Raw genomic sequence first — 16,636 nt, 5'->3', positions numbered from 1 at the left:
AAGGGATGACGCCCGGCAACAACGGCGCGAGCACGCCCGAGGACGACGACCCGTTCGGCTATCTGTACGCCGACGGTCAGGCCAACGGAGCCACGCCGCCCTCTGGAGGCGGCGGCTACGGCTACCCGGGCTCGGTCAACCGGGTGCGGGCGGTCGGCGAGCGCAAGTACGGCCAGCAGACCGCTCAGGGCGCCTACGGCCAGCAGGCTCCGACCGCCCCCTACGGCCAGGTGCCGCAGCAGGGCGGTCACGGCCAGCCGAACGCCCACTACGGAGCCCCCGAGACCGTTCCCGGCGGCGCGCAGACGGCGCGGACGCCGATGCCCGGTCACGGTGACGGCGGCGGGCGCGGCCGTGGCCCGAACACCAAGGGTCTCCTCATCGGCGCGATCGCCGTGGTCGCCGCCGTGGTGATCGGCATCAGCGTCGCCATGCTCGGCGGCGGGGGCGACGACAACAAGGGCAACGCGGCTGACCCGACCCCCTCGACCGCCCAGAGCGCGTCCCCGTCCGAGGCGCAGACGAAGGGCGCCGACCAGCCCGCGGCGCTCCCCAAGATCGACGCCAAGGCGCTGAACCTGGGCGCGGGCGTGACGACGGCGTCGGACGTCAAGGGCGCCAAGGCGGACGGCGGGGTCTACGTCACGGGGTTCAACCACGTGGGCGCGTCGATCACCTGGAACGTCAGCGGCATCCCGAAGGCCGGCAAGTACACGCTGTACGTCAACTACGGCGTCCCCGGCACGGACGCCAACGCGTCGCTCACGGTCAACAGCAACACCCAGGACCGCCCCCTCAACCTGAAGAACTTCGCGCATGCCGCGCAGGGCGACTACGAAAAGGGCTGGACCAACACCTGGGGGGACATCACCCTCAACAAGGGCACCAACACCATCCAGATCTCCTGTGCCGACGGCAACCAGTGCGACGCGAACTTCGACCAGCTCTGGCTCGAAACCGGGTGGAAGTAGTCCCGTCGTATCCGGCCGCCGACGCGTAGAAGGCGGCCGGGCGGATACGGGCGATACCCCCGGCGGCCGTATCGGGCTGCCGAGTCTCCGGGCGCCTTCCGGCTCCGCCGGTCATGACTGCCGGGCTTCCGGCTCCACCGCTCAGGCCGCGGTGGCCTCGTCCGTCACCGTGACCGAGCCCAGCAGGCTCTCGTACAGCGTCCGGTCGAACTCGCCCGCCACGGGCGCCGCCACCGTCGCGGCCGACAGGGCGACGGCACGGGCGAGCCGGGCCGGCCAGTCGAGCTTCTCCACCAGACCCGACAACAGGCCCGCGACGGCCGAGTCGCCCGCGCCGGTCGGGTTGCCGTGGGCCCGCACGGGCGGGGTGGCCCGCCAGTGGCCCTCGGGTGTGTGGGCGAGCAGCCCGTCCGCGCCGAGCGAGGCGACCACCGCGTGCGCGCCGCGCCGCCGGGCGTTTCGGGTGGCCTGCAACGGCTCGTGGGAGCCGGTCAGTTCGGCCAGTTCCTCGGCGTTCGGCTTGACGATGTCGGGGCGCGCGGCGACTCCCCGGCGCAGCGGCTCGCCGCTGGTGTCCAGCAGGACCGGGACCGCCGACGCGCGTGCGGTGCGGACGAGTTGGGCGTAGGCGCCGACCGGGACGCCCGGGGGCAGGCTGCCGCACAGGGCCACCGCCGAGGCGGAGCGCAGCAGTTGCCCGTACGTCTCCTGGAAGGCCGACCACTCGGCGGGGGTTATCACCGGCCCGGGTTCGTTGAGCTGGGTCGTGTCACCGGTCGTCGTGTCGACGACGGCTATCGTGCGACGCGTCGGTCCCTCCACCGGGACGAGCGCGTCCACCACCCCGGCCGTCGCGGCCAGCTGGTCCCGTACGGCGCGGCCGGTCGCGCCGCCGGTGAAACCGGTGACCGTCACCTCGTGGCCGAGCGCGGCCAGCACGCGTCCCACGTTCAGGCCCTTGCCGCCCGGCCGTTCGGTCACCTCGCTCACCCGGTGCGTGCTGTGCGGACGCAGCGCCCGCACGCGATAGGTGATGTCGAGGGCGGTGTTCAGCGTGACCGTGAGGATCACCTGGCACGACCTCCCCCGAAGAGTTCTGCGACGTGGGCGCCGGTCGGACGCCCGCCGGTGGTTCCGGAGGCTCGATCATGCCAAACACAACGGCGGTCGGCCCAGTCCCCCCGGGCCAACCGCCGTAAGCAACAAAGGCATGAATCACCCCAGTTGGGGATCGACCACCCATTCGCCGCCGCGCATCACGCCCTTGAGGGCGAAATCGGCGTCGAGGACCACGAGGTCCGCGTCCTTGCCCGGCTCCAGCGAGCCCACCCGGTCGTACCGGCCCAGCAGGCGGGCGGGGTTGGCCGAGATGGCCGCCACGACGTCCTCGACCGGCAGCCGGTCGACGGTGACGGCGCGCTGGAAGGCGCGGTCGAGGGTCAGTGTGGAGCCCGCGATCGAACCGCCCTCCACCAGGCGGGCGACGCCGTCCGCGACCTCGACCTCCAGCGGGCCGAGCATGTAGCGGCCGTCGCCGAAGCCCGCCGCGTCCATCGCGTCGGTGATGAACGCGACCCGGGCCGCCCCCGCGTGATGGAACGCCAGCTCCAGCGAGGCGGGGTGCAGATGCGTGCCGTCGTTGATCAGCTCGACGGTGATCCGCTCGTCCTCCAGGAGGGCGGCGATGGGGCCCGGCGCGCGGTGCCCGAGCGCCGGCATCGCGTTGAACAGGTGCGTCGCCACGGTCGCGCCCGCGTCGATGGCCGCCTTCGTCTGCTCGTACGTCGCGTCGGTGTGCCCGATCGCGGCGATCACCCCGTGTTCGGCGAGCAGGCGTACGGAGTCGAGGCCGCCCGGCAGTTCGGGGGCGAGCGTGACCATGCTGGCCCGGCCGCGCGCCGCGTCGATCAGCTTGCGGACCTCCGCCGGGTCCGGGGCGCGCAGCAGTTCCTCGGAGTGCGCGCCCTTGCGGCACGGCGAGATGAACGGGCCCTCGAAGTGGATGCCCGCGATGTCGCCCTGCTCTGCGAGCTCGGCCAGCATCCCCGCGCGCTCGGCGAGGCCGTGCATGTCGCCGGTGACGGTCGAGGCGACGAGGGTCGTGGTGCCGTGCAGCCGGTGGGTGTGGATGCCCCGCAGGACGTCCTCGGCCGTTCCCGAGGTGAACGACGCGCCGCCGCCGCCGTGGTTGTGGATGTCGACGAAGCCGGGGACCACCCAGTGGCCGGACAGGTCGGTCACGGGCGTGTCCGCGGGGACCGCCCCGGCGGCTCCGGCCTGCCGCGTCCCGGGGGCGCCCGCGCCGGCGATCCGCCGACCGTCGATGATCACACGGCCGTCGTGCACGATCCCGGTGGGCAGTACCACCCGGGCGCCGGCGAGAACCTTGCTAGGGGCCATCGGGTGGTTACCTCCGCGGAGTCGTAGAAGTGGGGTTCAGGAGGTCCCGGGCGAGGAGCCCGGCACCGAGGCATCCGGCGGTGTCCCCGAGGGCTGCGGGGACGATGGACGGCAGCTTCTGGAAGGTGACACGACGTTCGACCGCGGTCCGCAGGGGTGTGAACAAGGTTTCCCCGGCCTCGGCGAGCCCGCCACCGATGATCAGGGTGCGCGGGTCCAGGAGGGTGAGCGCGGTGACCAGGCCGTCGGCGAGCGCGTCGACGGCCTCCTGCCACACGGCCCGCGCCCTCGGGTCGCCCGACTCGACGGCCTTGGCGCAGTCCGCCGCGTCCGCCTCGGGGTCGCCGGACGCCTCGGCCCAGGCCTGGCTGACGGCCGCCCCGGAGGCGTACCTCTCCAGGCAGCCGTGCTGCCCGCAGGGGCACGGGGACCCGCCGGGCCGTACGACGATGTGGCCGATCTCCCCGGCGAAGCCGTGCGCGCCCTCCTCGACGGAGCCGTCGATGCCGATGGCGCCCGCTATGCCGGTGCCCAGCGGGACGAAGAGGAAGCGGTCCGCTCCCTGTCCGGCGCCGATCCGGCCCTCGGCGAGCCCGCCGGTGCGCACGTCGTGCCCGAGCGCGACGGGTATGCCGCCGAGCCGCTCGCCGAGCAGCGCGCGCAGCGGTACGTCGCGCCAGCCGAGGTTGGCGGCGTAGACCGCGATGCCGCCCCGGGCGTCGACGATGCCGGGGACGGCGACGCCGGCGGCCACGGCGCTCTCGCCGAAGCGCTCCTCGCCGTAGGCGCGCAGTTCGGCGGCGAAGGCGAGGATGTCCTCGACGACGGCGTCGGGCCCGCGCTCACGGCCGGTCGCCCGGCGGGCCTGGTGCAGCAGCGCGAGGTGCCCGGGAGCCTGCGGCCCCGGCGCGCCGGGGCGGTCGGGGGAGGGCTCGTTGTCCACCCCGACGAGGGCGGCCTTCATCCCGGTGCCGCCCACATCGAGGGCGATGACGTGTCTCACGGGGGACAGTGTCGCCTTTACCCCTTGAAAGGTCTAGTCCACTCGCTGGATAGGGGGCCTTGTGTCCGCCTTGTATCGCATTCCGAGACCGATGCCCCCCGGTGCGGCGGCCCCGGCCCCCGGCCCCGGCGCCTGTCGGTGCCGGGGACTACCGTGCTGTCCATGGAAGAGCTGCCCGCGCGCGAACGGAGCATTCTCGCCCTGGAGCGCCGCGGCTTCCCCGGTCCCGGCGCCAAGGAGCGCGCCATACGCGAACAGCTGGGCCTGGCCCCGGTCCGCTACTACCAGCTGCTCAACGCGCTGCTGAACGACCCGCGCGCCCTCGCGCACGACCCCGTCACGGTGAACAGGCTGCGCCGGGTACGGGAGAGCCGCCGCGACGAACGGTGAAAAGTTCAGCCCCTCCGGCGTTTGAGGAGCGGGGTCCGGGGCGGAGCCCCAGGTACGGGACGGGTAGGGGCGGAGGGGGCGAGAAAGGCCTGCCCCACCCCTACCCGCCCGGGGCGACACGCGGCCGGATCAGTCGAGTTCGGCGACGGGACCGAACCGTGAGACCGGATGGCGATGGAGAGCAGTGGGACCCCCGGCGGGATCGAGGCAATCCGGGTCGCGGGTCCCCGCTTCGGCCACGAGTCGCGGGTGCGCCCGCCCCCGCCCGGATAGGGTCACCCCATGGGCAGCCACCCCGAATCCAAGGACTCCTTGCCGGCCCCGGTGACCCCCGCCGGACGCGACGCTCTGGAGGCGATCCTCACGCGCCCGGCCCGGACGGTCGTCGCACTCGATTTCGACGGAACCCTCGCCCCCATCGTCCCCGACCCCGACCGGGCCCGCGCGCACCCCGACGCGGTCCCCGTCCTGGCCGTGCTCGCCCCCAAGGTCGCCTCCGTCGCCGTGGTCACCGGCCGCCCGGCCGGAGTGGCCGTGCGCCACGGCGGCTTCGCGGGCGTCGCCGGTCTTGAGCACTTGGTCGTCCTAGGCCACTACGGCGCAGAGCGCTGGGACGCGGTGAGCGGCACGGTCACCGCCCCCGCTCCGCACCCCGGGGTGGCCTCCGTCCGCGCCGAACTGCCCGGGTTCCTCGACGGGATCGGGGCCTGGCAGGGCACCTGGATCGAGGAGAAGGGCCGCGCGGTCGCCGTGCACACGCGGCGCGCCGGCGACCCCCAGGCCGCGTTCGAGGCGCTGCGGGAGCCGCTCGGCGAACTCGCCGCCAGGCACGGTCTGATCGTCGAGCCGGGCCGCATGGTCCTTGAGCTGCGCCCGCCGGGCATGGACAAGGGCGTCGCCCTCATGGAGTACGTACGGGAGATCGGCGCCGAGGCCGTCCTGTACGCGGGCGACGACCTGGGCGACCTGCCCGCCTTCGCCGCCGTCGACAAGCTCCGCTCCGAGGGGATCCCCGGGCTCCTGGTGTGCAGCGGCAGCTCCGAGGTCGCCGAACTCGCCGAACGCGCCGACCTGGTGGTCGACGGGCCGGCCGGGGTCGTCCGCCTCCTTGCCGCTCTCGCGGCCGCCCTCGGCTGACCCGGTCGCCTGTCGCCCCGGGCGGGCCGGGGCGGGGGGCAGGCCTTTTTCGCCCCCTCCGCCCCTACCCGTCCCGTACCCGGGGCTCCGCCCCGGACCCCGCTCCTCAAACGCCGGAGGGGCTGATTTCAGGCTGGGATCTCGCTCAGCCCTCCAGCTCGTGCAGCTGGTCCAGGAACCACTGGGCGGGCGGCAGCGCGGTGGCCGCGGCGGCCAGCCGCTTGGTGCGCTCCGCCCGTTCGCCGGGCTGCATGCCGAGCGCCTCGTGCAGCGCCCGCGCCGTACCGGTGATGTCGTACGGGTTCACCGTGATCGCGTCCTCGCCCAGTTCCTCGTAGGCCCCGGCCTCCCGCGACAGGACCAGCACGCAGCCCTCGTCGGAGACGACCGGGACCTCCTTGGCGACGAGGTTCATGCCGTCCCTGATGGGGTTGACGAGGGCGACGTCGGCCAGCCGGTACGCGGCGAGCGAGCGCGCGAAGTCGTCCTTCACATGCAGCACCACCGGGGTCCAGCCGGGCGTTCCGTAACCGGAGTTGATCTCGTCGGCGAGCCGCTGCACCTCGGCCGTGTAGTCCCGGTAGACCGCGAGGTCCTGCCGCGACGGATAGGCGAAGGCCACATGGACGACCCGCTCGCGCCACTCGGGGTGGTCGTCGAGCAGCTGCCGGTACGCCAGCAGCCCCCGCACGATGTTCTTGGACAGCTCGGTCCGGTCGACGCGCACGATCGCCTTGCGGTCCGCGCCGATCTCCTCGCGCAGCGCGGCCATCCGTTCCTCGACGTCCGCCCGGTGCGAGCGTTCGCGCAGGAACTCGGCGTCCGCGCCGAGGCCGTGCACCCCGATGAGGGTCTCCCGCAGGGGCGCCCCTGCGCCGTCCAGGTGCACGACCGCCCGGGGCGCCCCCGATGACCAGGACCCGGTACGGCGCCCGGGGGCGGCCGTCTCCGCGCAGCGCAGGAACGCCGTGGCCCACCGCCAGGTCAGGAAGGCCACCCGGTCGGCGCCGAGCATGCCCGCCATCAGCTCCGCGCTGATGTCGTCGGGGAGCATCCGGAAGTAGTCCTCGGGTGCCCACGGGGTGTGGGAGAAGTGGCCGATGCGCAGGTCGGGGCGCAGTTCGCGGAGCATCCCGGGCACCAGGCACAGGTGGTAGTCCTGGACCAGCACCGCCGCGCCCTCGGCAGCCTCCTCGGCCAGCGCCTCGGCGAAGGCGCGGTTGTAGGTCCGGTACGACTCCCACCGGCTCCGGAACTCCGCGTCGAAGACCGGCTCCAGCGGGGTCTGGTAGAGCATGTGGTGGACGAACCACAGCACGGAGTTGGCGATGCCGTTGTAGGCGTCGGCGTGCACCTCGCCGTCGATGGCGAGCATGCGAACGCCGTCCTCGCCGACTCCGCGCCTGACGGCCTCGCGGTCGCCGTCGCCGAGAGCGGAGCACACCCAGAGGGCGCCCGCTTCCGGCCCGATCGCCGAGAGTCCCGAGACGAGTCCGCCGCCGCCGCGCCTGGCGTGCAGCGAGTCGTCCTCTCGTACCTCGTACGTGACCGGGCCGCGGTTGGACGCGACCAGAATCCGGTGGGCACCATGCGTTGAAGCCATGCCTCGAAACCTAGCCCCGTGTCGAAACGCTCAAACGCGCCCTTCGGCCGTATGCGATCGCGGCCGTCCGGGCCGGTCTAGGCGGCCTTGCGCCGCTGGTACTCGGAGATTTCGGTCATCGGCGGCCTTTCCTCGGTGTCCACGGAGTACGTGCGCGGCCGGAAACCGTCCCGGCCGCGCTCGAACTGGGTGAGGGAGGGCCGGATCAGGTGGCCGCGGGCCAGCCGGAGCTGGGCGGTGCGGTAGATCGCCGCGGCCATCCGGCCCAGCGCTTGTCCGTCCTGGTGGCGGTGCTTGCGCACCCCGACGTCGACCTGGGCGAGGGCGTCGAGACCCACCAGGTGCAGGGAGTCGACGAGCATGCCGAGTTCCACGCCGTAGCCGACGGGGAAGGGGAGCTGTTCGAGCAGGGAGCGGCGGGCCGCGTACTCGCCGCCGAGCGGCTGGACGAAGCCCGCGAGCTGGGGCCAGTGCATGTTCAGCAGGGGGCGGGCCATCAGCTCGGTGACCCGGCCGCCCTGCCCGCCGGTGCCGGCCAGCGGGCGGTCGTACATCGCCTTGACCAGGTCCACGCCGGGATCGGTGAGCAGCGGGCCCACGATGCCGGAGACGAAGTCGGACGAGAACTCCTTGAGGTCCGCGTCGATGAAACAGACGATGTCCCCGCTCGTCACGAGCAGCGACCGCCACAGCACCTCGCCCTTGCCGGGCACGGCCGGAATCCGCGGCAGGATGTCGTCGCGGTGCACGACCCGCGCGCCCGCGGCGGCGGCGACCGCGGAGGTGCGGTCCGTGGAGCCCGAGTCGACGACGACGATCTCGTCGACGAGCGGCACCTGCTGCATCAGGTCGTGGCGGATGATCGCGACGATCTCGCCGACCGTCTCCTCCTCGTTGAGCGCGGGCAGCACGACACTCACCGTCGACCCGCTGACGCGTTTGGCCGCCATGAGCCTGTGCAGCGGTCGGTCGGTCACGGACCAGGAGCGTGTGCTCAGCCAGCTTTCGACTTCTCTCAGCACCGTCTGCGGCTCCTCACTGTCTGATCACACGCTCTCATCGGCGTGCCCGCTGCGGCCAGCGGCAGATCGATCGGCTCGTCTCGCGGTTCGGACGACTATCTCAACTGTCCTGGCCTTCGGTTACAGTCTTGAACAACGCGCATGACCATCGCATGTCCTGGATCATGGGCGTGTATCGCGTTCAACAGTTCAACAATCAAATACCGCTCATCCAGAGGGGCAGAGGGATACGGCCCGATGAAGCCCCGGCAACCCTCCAGCCGGTCTCGTACCGATCGATGTCGATCGCGTCGCGAGGCTCCCGGCTCGGGAAGGTGCCAAATCCGTCTCACGGCGAAGTGCGCTGTGAGGAAGATGAGGAGAAAGGGCCTCGCCTCCATGGCTGCGCAGACAGTTGCAAGCACCACGAACTCCGCCGAAACGGTCGATCTCGGCCCGGCCGCGGCGCTTTCCTGCCGCGAGTGCGGACACCGCGTCCCGCTCGGCCCGGTCTTCGCCTGCGAGGAGTGTTTCGGCCCGCTGGAGATCGCCTACGACTTCTCGGCCTACGACACCGAAGAGCTCCGCAAGCAGATCGAAGCGGGACCCGCGAACATCTGGCGCTACGCGCCGCTCCTGCCCGTCCCCGCGGACGTGGCGGACAAGCCGAACATCAACCCGGGCTGGACCAAGCTCGTCCAGGCCGACAACCTGGCCCGTGAGCTCGGGGTCGACGCCGGAAAGCTGTTCGTCAAGGACGACTCCGGCAACCCGACGCACTCCTTCAAGGACCGCGTCGTCGCCCAGGCCATCGAGGCCGCCCGCGCCTTCGGCTTCACCACCCTCTCCTGCTCCTCCACCGGCAACCTCGCCGGAGCCGTCGGCGCCGCTGCGGCCCGCGCCGGCTTCCGTTCCTGCGTGTTCATCCCGCACGACCTGGAGCAGGGCAAGGTCGTCATGGCCGCGGTCTACGGCGGCGAACTCGTCGGCATCGAGGGCAACTACGACGACGTGAACCGTTTCTGCTCCGAGCTGATCGGCGACCCGGCCGGCGAGGGCTGGGGATTCGTCAACGTCAACCTGCGGCCCTACTACGCCGAGGGTTCCAAGACCCTGGCGTACGAGATCTGCGAGCAGCTCGGCTGGAAGCTCCCCGACCAGCTGGTCGTGCCGATCGCCTCCGGCTCCCAGCTCACGAAGATCGACAAGGGCCTCCAGGAGCTGATCAAGCTCGGACTCGTCGAGGACAGGCCGTACAAGATCTTCGGCGCCCAGGCCGAGGGCTGCTCCCCGGTCTCCGTCGCCTACAAGGCGGGCCACGACGTCGTACGGCCGCAGAAGCCGGACACCATCGCCAAGTCGCTCGCCATCGGCAACCCGGCGGACGGGCCGTACGTGCTGGACATCGCGCGCCGCACCGGAGGCGCGGTGGAGGACGTGAACGACGAGCAGATCGTCGACGCGATCAAGCTGCTCGCGCGCACCGAGGGCATCTTCGCGGAGACCGCCGGCGGGGTGACCGTCGGCGTCACCCGCAAGCTGATCGAGAACGGTCTCCTGGACCCGGCCCTCACCACGGTCGTTCTGAACACCGGCGACGGCCTCAAGACCCTGGACGCGGTGGCCTCCGACACCGGGCTGACCGCGACCATCCGCCCGAACCTCGACTCCTTCCGAGAGGCTGGCCTCGCATCATGAGCGTCAACGTCCGCATCCCCACCATCCTGCGCACCTACACCGGTGGCGCCGCCGAGGTGACGGCCGAGGGCGCGACCCTCGCCGAGGTCATCGGCGACCTGGAGAAGAACCACACGGGCATCGCCGCGCGCGTTCTGGACGACCAGGGCAAGCTGCGCCGCTTCGTGAACGTGTACGTCAACGACGACGACGTGCGCTTCGAGCAGGGTCTGGAGACGGCGACCCCGGACGGTGTGGGCGTCTCGATCATTCCGGCCGTCGCCGGAGGCTGATCGTTACCCTCGGTAATGCCGAACACATTGCGTTCACATAATTGCCCCCTCCGTAAGACAAGCGGAGGGGGCAATTCTGTAGGGTTGAACGCGCTAGAGTTGGGGAAGCCACTCCGCTTTTGATGTTGGTTTCATGCCGGGCGCATATGAGTGAGCATTCGCCGGCCGACAAGAAGTAGCCAAAGTAGCTCGCCTTTTTGGGCACTTTATGGCATTTATGGGGCCCGACTTGCCCCGGATTCTTGCATGTCCTCCGCATATCATTGATCAGCCATGCCCAGAATTCTCGTCCGATTGACCTGTTGCAGAGGGCAGTTGGACAGATACATTCAGCCGCGGTCGACGCGTTCCGGCGCACACCCCCAACCAATGGGGGGTGAGGTCTGACCCGGATCCGCGAAGTGTGGATCTGTGCAAGGGCCAGTAATAGGGGAGTTAGGCATGGCTCAGGGCACCGTCAAGTGGTTCAACGCGGAGAAGGGGTACGGCTTCATCGCGGTCGACGGTGGTGCGGACGTCTTCGTGCACTACAGCGCGATTCAGATGGACGGCTACCGCACCCTTGAAGAGGGTCAGCGAGTGGAGTTCGAGATCTCGCAGGGCCAGAAGGGTCCGCAGGCGGACATGGTCAAACTCGCCGTCTGATCCGGGCGCGAACGACCACCGACTCAACTCACGCACGAGGGGCCCGCATCCCACCAGGGATGCGGGCCCCTCGTGCGTGCTCGGCCGCCCCCGTCAACCCGTTGCCGGACGGCTCGCTTCGCGAGCGCACCCTGCGCCCGCCCGTCGCCCGACCGCCACCCCCCAACGGGCTCGCTTCGCGAGGGCACCTTGCACTCGGGGGGGTCGAGTGCTAATCATTGGCGTTAGCACTCTCCCAGTGAGAGTGACAGAATTTGGATCGGGTCAGCGAGGCCCGCGGGCCTGTGGGGCAAGGAACCACAAGGCTTGCAGGCCGTCCGTCGCGGGCGCGGGCACGATCCGGAGCAATCCACCCCGTCCGGGAGGACCACTTCACATGGCCAAGATCATCGCGTTCGACGAGGAGGCACGGCGCGGTCTCGAGCGCGGGATGAACCAGCTCGCCGACGCCGTCAAGGTCACCCTCGGCCCCAAGGGCCGTAACGTCGTCCTCGAGAAGAAGTGGGGCGCGCCCACGATCACCAACGATGGTGTTTCCATCGCCAAGGAGATCGAGCTCGAGGACCCGTACGAGAAGATCGGCGCCGAGCTGGTCAAGGAAGTCGCCAAGAAGACGGACGACGTCGCCGGTGACGGTACGACCACGGCGACCGTTCTCGCCCAGGCGCTCGTGCGCGAGGGTCTGCGCAACGTCGCCGCCGGCGCCAACCCGATGGCCCTCAAGCGCGGTATCGAGAAGGCCGTCGAGGCCGTCTCCGGTGCCCTGCTCGAGCAGGCCAAGGATGTCGAGACCAAGGAGCAGATCGCTTCCACGGCCTCCATCTCCGCCGCCGACACCCAGATCGGCGAGCTCATCGCCGAGGCGATGGACAAGGTCGGCAAGGAAGGCGTCATCACCGTCGAGGAGTCCCAGACCTTCGGTCTGGAGCTGGAACTCACCGAGGGTATGCGCTTCGACAAGGGCTACATCTCGGCGTACTTCGCCACCGACATGGAGCGTATGGAGGCCGTCCTCGACGACCCGTACATCCTGATCGCGAACTCCAAGATCGCGAACGTGAAGGACCTGCTCCCGCTCCTCGAGAAGGTCATGCAGGGCGGCAAGCCGCTGCTGATCATCGCCGAGGACGTCGAGGGCGAGGCCCTGTCGACCCTGGTCGTCAACAAGATCCGTGGCACCTTCAAGTCCGTCGCCGTCAAGGCCCCGGGCTTCGGTGACCGCCGCAAGGCCATGCTCGGCGACATCGCCATCCTCACGGGCGGCGAGGTCATCTCCGAGGAGGTCGGCCTCAAGCTGGAGAACGCGGGTCTTGACCTGCTGGGCCGCGCCCGCAAGGTCGTCATCACCAAGGACGAGACCACGATCGTCGACGGCTCCGGCTCTGCCGACCAGGTCGCCGGCCGCGTGAACCAGATCCGTGCCGAGATCGAGAACTCGGACTCGGACTACGACCGCGAGAAGCTCCAGGAGCGTCTGGCGAAGCTGGCCGGCGGCGTGGCCGTCATCAAGGCCGGTGCCGCCACCGAGGTCGAGCTCAAGGAGCGCAAGCACCGCATCGAGGACGCCGTTCGCAACGCGAAGGCGGCCGTCGAGGAGGGCATCGTCGCCGGTGGTGGCGTGGCCCTGCTCCAGGCTTCCTCGGTCTTCGAGAAGCTCGAGCTCACGGGTGACGAGGCGACCGGCGCCAACGCCGTGCGTCTGGCCCTGGAGGCCCCGCTCAAGCAGATCGCCGTCAACGGTGGTCTCGAGGGTGGCGTCATTGTCGAGAAGGTGCGCAACCTTCCCGTCGGCCACGGCCTGAACGCCGCGACCGGTGAGTACGTCGACATGATCGCCGAAGGCATCATCGACCCGGCGAAGGTCACGCGCTCTGCCCTGCAGAACGCCGCCTCCATCGCCGCGCTGTTCCTGACCACCGAGGCCGTCATCGCCGACAAGCCGGAGAAGGCCTCCTCGGCCGCTCCGGGCGGCATGCCGGGCGGTGACATGGACTTCTGATCGACCCCGGTCGATCAACGTCCTGACGTTCCGAGGGCGGCACCTTCCCGCGAGGGAGGGTGCCGCCCTCGGGCGTTTCTCCGGCCCGGCGCGGTCCCGGACCCGAGCGCGGACGGCCCGGAGCGTGGCCCGGATCACAAGGGCCCGTACGGGAGCGGTGGAATGCCGCGCCCGGTACGGCGGTTGACGCTGAAGAAGCAGTTGATGCATGTGCACATACCGCACGGAATCTCCTGCCCCGCAGCCCGCACGACGTCATACCGACCACCTCCCCGAGGAGCCCCCACGTGACCGCTGACGCCGCGTCCCGCGCAGCCGACATCCTGTCCCGCCCTGTCTCCATCAACGGCCTGACCGTCCCGAACCGGATCGCCATGGCCCCGATGACCAGGATGTTCTCGCCGGGCGGTGTACCCGGCGAGGACGTGGTCGGCTACTACTCCCGCCGTGCCGCCGCGGGCGTCGGCCTGATCGTCACCGAGGGCACGTACGTCGGCCACGACTCGGCCGGACAGAGCGACGCGGTGCCGCGCTTCCACGGCGAGGACCAGCTCGCCGGCTGGGCGAAGGTCGCCGACGCCGTGCACGCGGCGGGCGGCACGATCGTCCCGCAGCTGTGGCACATAGGCATGGTCCGCAAGGCGGGCGAGCCGCCCTTCGCGGACGCCCCGCCGGTCGGCCCCTCCGGCCTCTACAAGGAGGACGCCGAGGTCACCGGCAAGGCCATGACGCAGCAGGACCTCGACGACGTCATCGAGGCGTTCGCGAAGGCGGCGGCGGACGCCGAGCGCATCGGCTTCGACGGTGTCGAACTGCACGGCGCCCACGGCTACCTGCTCGACCAGTTCCTGTGGGCCGGCACCAACCGCCGCGAGGACGCGTACGGCGGTGACCCGGTGGCCCGTACGAAGTTCTCGGCGGAGATCGTCGCCGCGGTGCGTGCGGCCGTCTCGCCCGAGTTCCCCGTCCTCTTCCGCTACTCGCAGTGGAAGCAGCAGGCGTACGACGCCCGGCTCGCCGAGACCCCGGAGGAGCTGGAGGCGATCCTCGCCCCGCTCGCCGCGGCCGGAGTGGACTCCTTCCACGCCTCCACGCGCCGTTACTGGCTGCCCGAGTTCGACGGCTCCGACCTCAACCTCGCCGGCTGGACGAAGAAGCTGACCGGCAAGCCGACCATCACCGTCGGCTCGGTCGGTCTGGACGGTGACTTCATCAAGGCGTTCGTGGGCGAGGGTTCCCCGGTCAAGGGCATCGACGACCTCCTCGACCGCATGGAGCGCGACGAGTTCGACCTCGTCGCGATCGGCCGCGCGCTGCTCCAGGACCCCGAGTGGGCGGCGAAGGTCCTGGCCGGACGCTTCGACGAACTGGCCCCGTACGACGCGGCGGCGCTGCGCACACTGAGCTGACACAACTTCCCGGCAACGGGAGGAACGGGGGAGGGACGGCGCCCGCCGCGACGCGGGCGCCGTCCCTTTTTGTGCCGGTCAGCCGGTGGCGCCGACGTGACCGACGAACGCGGTCCAGGCGGCGGCCCCGAAGGTGATCGAGGGACCGAGGTTCTTCGAGTCCCGGACCGGAACGAGGGAGGGGTGGCCTTCGGTGAGGCCCACTTCCAGGCAGTCGCCGCCACTTGCTCCGCTGTATGTGGACTTGCGCCAACTGGCTTGGCTCAGCTCGCATTCAGGGTTGTTCCTCATGCTCGTAATCCTCTGCCACCGAGTCGATCAGGGCCAGTGATTCATGCGGGGAGAGTGCGCTGGCGCCGAGGAGATGGAACGTCAGGTCGTGGTGAGCGACGGTGGCCGGGTCGTCCTCCAGTCGGCCCGTGCCCAGACCTTGCAGGTAGGCGAGCGACGGGGCGCCGTCGAAGGCCATCAGCTTCAGAGAGCCCTCCATGGCCATGTGAGCTCCTGTGGCAAACGGCAGCACCTGCACGATGACCCGATGTTTCCCCGCCAGGGTGGTGATGTGCCGCAGGGCTTCGGCCATGACAGGCCCTTCTCCGACCTTCCGTCGCAGGACGGCCTCGTCAAGAATCGCCCACAACAACGGCGTTGTTGGATCGTCGAGCAGGCGCGCACGCTCCAGTCGGGCCTCGACCAACTCGTCGATGGCCTGTGCTGTTGCTGTTGGGCGCCCCCGCCGGAACATTGCCTGCGCGTACCCCCGTGTCTGCAACAAGCCGGGTACGAGCGCCGGCGCATACTCCCTGATCCCCGTGGCAACCGCCTCCGCCTCCGCCGCCTCCACGAAGTGGTCCGGGTACTTCGACCTGGCCAGGGCTCTGCAATTGCGCTCGAAGAAGCCCTTCGTCCCGAGGATCCCGTCTATCTGGACGGCGTATTCGAGCTGTAGGCGCCGCGTCCCGGACTCCAGCTGGCCGATGAAGGAACCGCTGACGAAGAGGGGTTCGCCCAGTTCGGACTGGCTGAGCCCGGCGTTCTCCCGGGCGTGCCGCAGTTCGGCGCCGATCATCGCGCGGGGGAGGAGGACGGGTCGAGGTCCTTGGGGCCGGGCATGGCGACTCCCTGTCGAACAGGTGGGGTTGTTGGAGCGCCGACTCTGGCCAGGCTACGGGCACGCCGGTCACGCTGGGTGGCGAACAGGAACACTCAGCGTGGAGGGATCGGTGTGATGGCGATGGGGACGGCGTCGGGCGAGGAGTACGCGATCGACGTGCGGGACGGGCGGCTCGGGCAGGTGATGGGGCGCGAGGGCGGCCTCGTACAACTGCGGCCGCCCGGTGGCGGAATCGAGTGGGACTGTCCGCCGGAGGCCCTCGGGGAGGCGCCGCCGGGCGAGGTGCTGCGGGCCCGGGTGCGGCGGCTCAACGCGGAGGGGCGCCTGCCGTGACCGTCGCCACGACCGGGAGGCCGGGGCCCGGGGGCCCGGACCGCTCGCCTACAGGTTGCCCATCGGTTCGATGTCGACCTTGACCGGGGTGCCCCAGATGCGGAGCACCTCGTAGTCGGTGAACTCGTGGACGAGGCGGTAGGCCATGCCGGGGCGGGGGGCCCGGCGCTCGGCGGCGAGGTAGCGCTCGGCCTCCTGGCGGTCGCGGCGGGGGGTGCCGCACAGGAGCCACGTCTGGCCGTTCCAGACCTCGGGGAGCCAGCGCTGCTGGGGCTGGGGGCGGTCGCCGCGGACTCCGTAGCGGGACATCGTGCGGTCGGGCAGCTCGTCCGGGGCGGGCGTCCGGCCGTGTCCGTACGCGTCGTTGACCTCGGTGCGGCGGGCGGTGCGGCGGCGGGTCTCGCAGAGCAGACAGCGGTCCGGGGCGCTCTCGTCCACCGGGCCGTTCGGATGCTCGGAGCAGCGGGTGGTCGGCGCGGCCGTCGTCACCGTCTCGTCGAGCAGGGCCAGGGCCCGCTTCAGATCCGCCTTGACCTCGTGCAGCTTGGTGTCGGGGGTGTCGGCGTTCAGTGCGTCGCCGTGCTCCCCGAGCAGCCGCAGAGCACGGCCCAGGGCGGTCAGCTGTGCGTGGTTCATGCCCCCAGCCTCGCACGCGCCACCG

At 70.9% G+C, this 16,636-nt stretch carries 16 protein-coding genes, 1 pseudogene and 1 riboswitch; of the genes and pseudogenes, 9 read left to right on the top strand and 8 right to left on the bottom strand.

From position 1 onward, the window contains the following. Positions 1-5: 5 nt before the first annotated feature. Positions 6-971, top strand: coding sequence for a carbohydrate-binding protein (locus ABZV42_RS02005; RefSeq protein WP_355977513.1), 966 nt, complete (start codon positions 6-8; stop codon positions 969-971). Positions 972-1,112: 141 nt separating this feature from the next. On the opposite strand, the gene ABZV42_RS02000 is transcribed toward ABZV42_RS02005, so the two are convergent. From ABZV42_RS02000 to ABZV42_RS01990, 3 genes are all read right to left on the bottom strand, one after another. Next, on the bottom strand, positions 1,113-2,042 hold the full coding sequence (locus ABZV42_RS02000) for a 1-phosphofructokinase family hexose kinase (RefSeq protein WP_355977516.1): 930 nt from the start codon (positions 2,040-2,042) through the stop codon (positions 1,113-1,115). A 144-nt stretch (positions 2,043-2,186) separates the two neighbouring features. Continuing rightward, entirely contained in the window at positions 2,187-3,371 is a 1,185-nt protein-coding gene (gene nagA / locus ABZV42_RS01995) for an N-acetylglucosamine-6-phosphate deacetylase (protein WP_355977518.1), read from the bottom strand. A 7-nt stretch (positions 3,372-3,378) separates the two neighbouring features. Then, positions 3,379-4,374 carry an ROK family protein gene (locus ABZV42_RS01990; protein WP_355977521.1) on the bottom strand — a complete coding sequence of 332 codons (996 nt, stop codon included), beginning with the start codon at positions 4,372-4,374 and terminating at the stop codon, positions 3,379-3,381. 162 nt (positions 4,375-4,536) lie between these two features. On the opposite strand from ABZV42_RS01990, the gene ABZV42_RS01985 reads away from it, so the two are divergent. Together ABZV42_RS01985 and otsB are read left to right on the top strand one after the other, a co-directional pair. After that, a complete protein-coding gene (locus ABZV42_RS01985) occupies positions 4,537-4,764 on the top strand; it encodes a DUF3263 domain-containing protein (protein ID WP_261701885.1) in 228 nt (75 codons plus the stop codon). A 282-nt stretch (positions 4,765-5,046) separates the two neighbouring features. Beyond that, positions 5,047-5,901 carry a trehalose-phosphatase gene (otsB, locus tag ABZV42_RS01980; RefSeq protein ID WP_355977523.1) on the top strand — a complete coding sequence of 285 codons (855 nt, stop codon included), beginning with the start codon at positions 5,047-5,049 and terminating at the stop codon, positions 5,899-5,901. Between the two features lie 145 nt (positions 5,902-6,046). On the opposite strand, the gene ABZV42_RS01975 is transcribed toward otsB, so the two are convergent. Next, positions 6,047-7,504, bottom strand: coding sequence for a trehalose-6-phosphate synthase (locus ABZV42_RS01975; protein ID WP_356050653.1), 1,458 nt, complete (start codon positions 7,502-7,504; stop codon positions 6,047-6,049). A gap of 77 nt (positions 7,505-7,581) precedes the next feature. Continuing rightward, on the bottom strand, positions 7,582-8,526 hold the full coding sequence (locus tag ABZV42_RS01970; protein ID WP_355977529.1) for a glucosyl-3-phosphoglycerate synthase: 945 nt from the start codon (positions 8,524-8,526) through the stop codon (positions 7,582-7,584). Between the two features lie 204 nt (positions 8,527-8,730). Then, positions 8,731-8,887: riboswitch (SAM riboswitch) on the top strand. 17 nt (positions 8,888-8,904) lie between these two features. On the opposite strand from ABZV42_RS01970, the gene thrC reads away from it, so the two are divergent. From thrC to ABZV42_RS01945, 5 genes are all read left to right on the top strand, one after another. After that, complete coding sequence (thrC, locus tag ABZV42_RS01965; RefSeq protein ID WP_356050652.1) at positions 8,905-10,203, top strand: threonine synthase; 1,299 nt, start codon at positions 8,905-8,907, stop codon at positions 10,201-10,203. After that, positions 10,200-10,475 (top strand): MoaD/ThiS family protein, encoded by a 276-nt coding sequence (locus ABZV42_RS01960; protein ID WP_355977534.1) that lies wholly within the window; start codon positions 10,200-10,202, stop codon positions 10,473-10,475. Before thrC ends, ABZV42_RS01960 begins: the two co-directional genes overlap by 4 nt. A gap of 441 nt (positions 10,476-10,916) precedes the next feature. Further along, positions 10,917-11,120: a cold-shock protein gene (locus ABZV42_RS01955; protein ID WP_005315736.1), complete on the top strand. Its 204-nt coding sequence runs from the start codon at positions 10,917-10,919 to the stop codon at positions 11,118-11,120. A gap of 376 nt (positions 11,121-11,496) precedes the next feature. Beyond that, a complete protein-coding gene (gene groL / locus ABZV42_RS01950; RefSeq protein WP_355977537.1) occupies positions 11,497-13,119 on the top strand; it encodes a chaperonin GroEL in 1,623 nt (540 codons plus the stop codon). A gap of 287 nt (positions 13,120-13,406) precedes the next feature. Next, a complete protein-coding gene (locus ABZV42_RS01945) occupies positions 13,407-14,528 on the top strand; it encodes an NADH:flavin oxidoreductase (RefSeq protein WP_356050651.1) in 1,122 nt (373 codons plus the stop codon). Between the two features lie 78 nt (positions 14,529-14,606). Here ABZV42_RS01945 and ABZV42_RS01940 read toward each other — a convergent pair whose 3' ends face one another. Both ABZV42_RS01940 and ABZV42_RS01935 read right to left on the bottom strand, forming a co-directional pair. After that, positions 14,607-14,819 (bottom strand): DUF397 domain-containing protein, encoded by a 213-nt coding sequence (locus tag ABZV42_RS01940; protein ID WP_356050650.1) that lies wholly within the window; start codon positions 14,817-14,819, stop codon positions 14,607-14,609. After that, positions 14,803-15,641 (bottom strand): annotated as a pseudogene (locus ABZV42_RS01935) (helix-turn-helix transcriptional regulator). The gene ABZV42_RS01940 and the pseudogene ABZV42_RS01935 overlap by 17 nt, the downstream one beginning before the upstream one ends. 115 nt (positions 15,642-15,756) lie before the next feature. Between ABZV42_RS01935 and ABZV42_RS01930 the strand changes: the two are divergent. Then, a complete protein-coding gene (locus ABZV42_RS01930; protein ID WP_356050649.1) occupies positions 15,757-15,975 on the top strand; it encodes a hypothetical protein in 219 nt (72 codons plus the stop codon). 48 nt (positions 15,976-16,023) lie between these two features. Here ABZV42_RS01930 and ABZV42_RS01925 read toward each other — a convergent pair whose 3' ends face one another. Next, positions 16,024-16,611, bottom strand: a complete 588-nt coding sequence (locus ABZV42_RS01925; RefSeq protein WP_355977549.1) for a hypothetical protein — start codon at positions 16,609-16,611, stop codon at positions 16,024-16,026. Between the last annotated feature and the right edge of the window lie 25 nt (positions 16,612-16,636).

Source organism: Streptomyces sp. NPDC005281, from assembly GCF_040607495.1.
In the GTDB taxonomy this organism is placed as follows: domain Bacteria; phylum Actinomycetota; class Actinomycetes; order Streptomycetales; family Streptomycetaceae; genus Streptomyces.
The sequence above is the reverse complement of the archived record's forward strand: the minus strand, read 5'-3'. Positions and strand labels throughout refer to the sequence as shown.

What these genes read in the sequence shown, in the direction of transcription:
- thrC (WP_356050652.1), top strand. Translation starts at nt 8,905, where the DNA reads ATGGCTGCGCAGACAGTTGCAAGCACCACGAACTCCGCCGAAACGGTC.
- nagA (WP_355977518.1), bottom strand. Translation starts at nt 3,371, where the DNA reads ATGGCCCCTAGCAAGGTTCTCGCCGGCGCCCGGGTGGTACTGCCCACC.
- ABZV42_RS01975 (WP_356050653.1), bottom strand. Translation starts at nt 7,504, where the DNA reads ATGGCTTCAACGCATGGTGCCCACCGGATTCTGGTCGCGTCCAACCGC.
- ABZV42_RS01955 (WP_005315736.1), top strand. Translation starts at nt 10,917, where the DNA reads ATGGCTCAGGGCACCGTCAAGTGGTTCAACGCGGAGAAGGGGTACGGC.
- ABZV42_RS01985 (WP_261701885.1), top strand. Translation starts at nt 4,537, where the DNA reads ATGGAAGAGCTGCCCGCGCGCGAACGGAGCATTCTCGCCCTGGAGCGC.
- ABZV42_RS01940 (WP_356050650.1), bottom strand. Translation starts at nt 14,819, where the DNA reads ATGAGGAACAACCCTGAATGCGAGCTGAGCCAAGCCAGTTGGCGCAAG.
- ABZV42_RS01925 (WP_355977549.1), bottom strand. Translation starts at nt 16,611, where the DNA reads ATGAACCACGCACAGCTGACCGCCCTGGGCCGTGCTCTGCGGCTGCTC.
- groL (WP_355977537.1), top strand. Translation starts at nt 11,497, where the DNA reads ATGGCCAAGATCATCGCGTTCGACGAGGAGGCACGGCGCGGTCTCGAG.
- ABZV42_RS01930 (WP_356050649.1), top strand. Translation starts at nt 15,757, where the DNA reads ATGGCGATGGGGACGGCGTCGGGCGAGGAGTACGCGATCGACGTGCGG.
- ABZV42_RS02005 (WP_355977513.1), top strand. Translation starts at nt 6, where the DNA reads ATGACGCCCGGCAACAACGGCGCGAGCACGCCCGAGGACGACGACCCG.
- otsB (WP_355977523.1), top strand. Translation starts at nt 5,047, where the DNA reads ATGGGCAGCCACCCCGAATCCAAGGACTCCTTGCCGGCCCCGGTGACC.
- ABZV42_RS01960 (WP_355977534.1), top strand. Translation starts at nt 10,200, where the DNA reads ATGAGCGTCAACGTCCGCATCCCCACCATCCTGCGCACCTACACCGGT.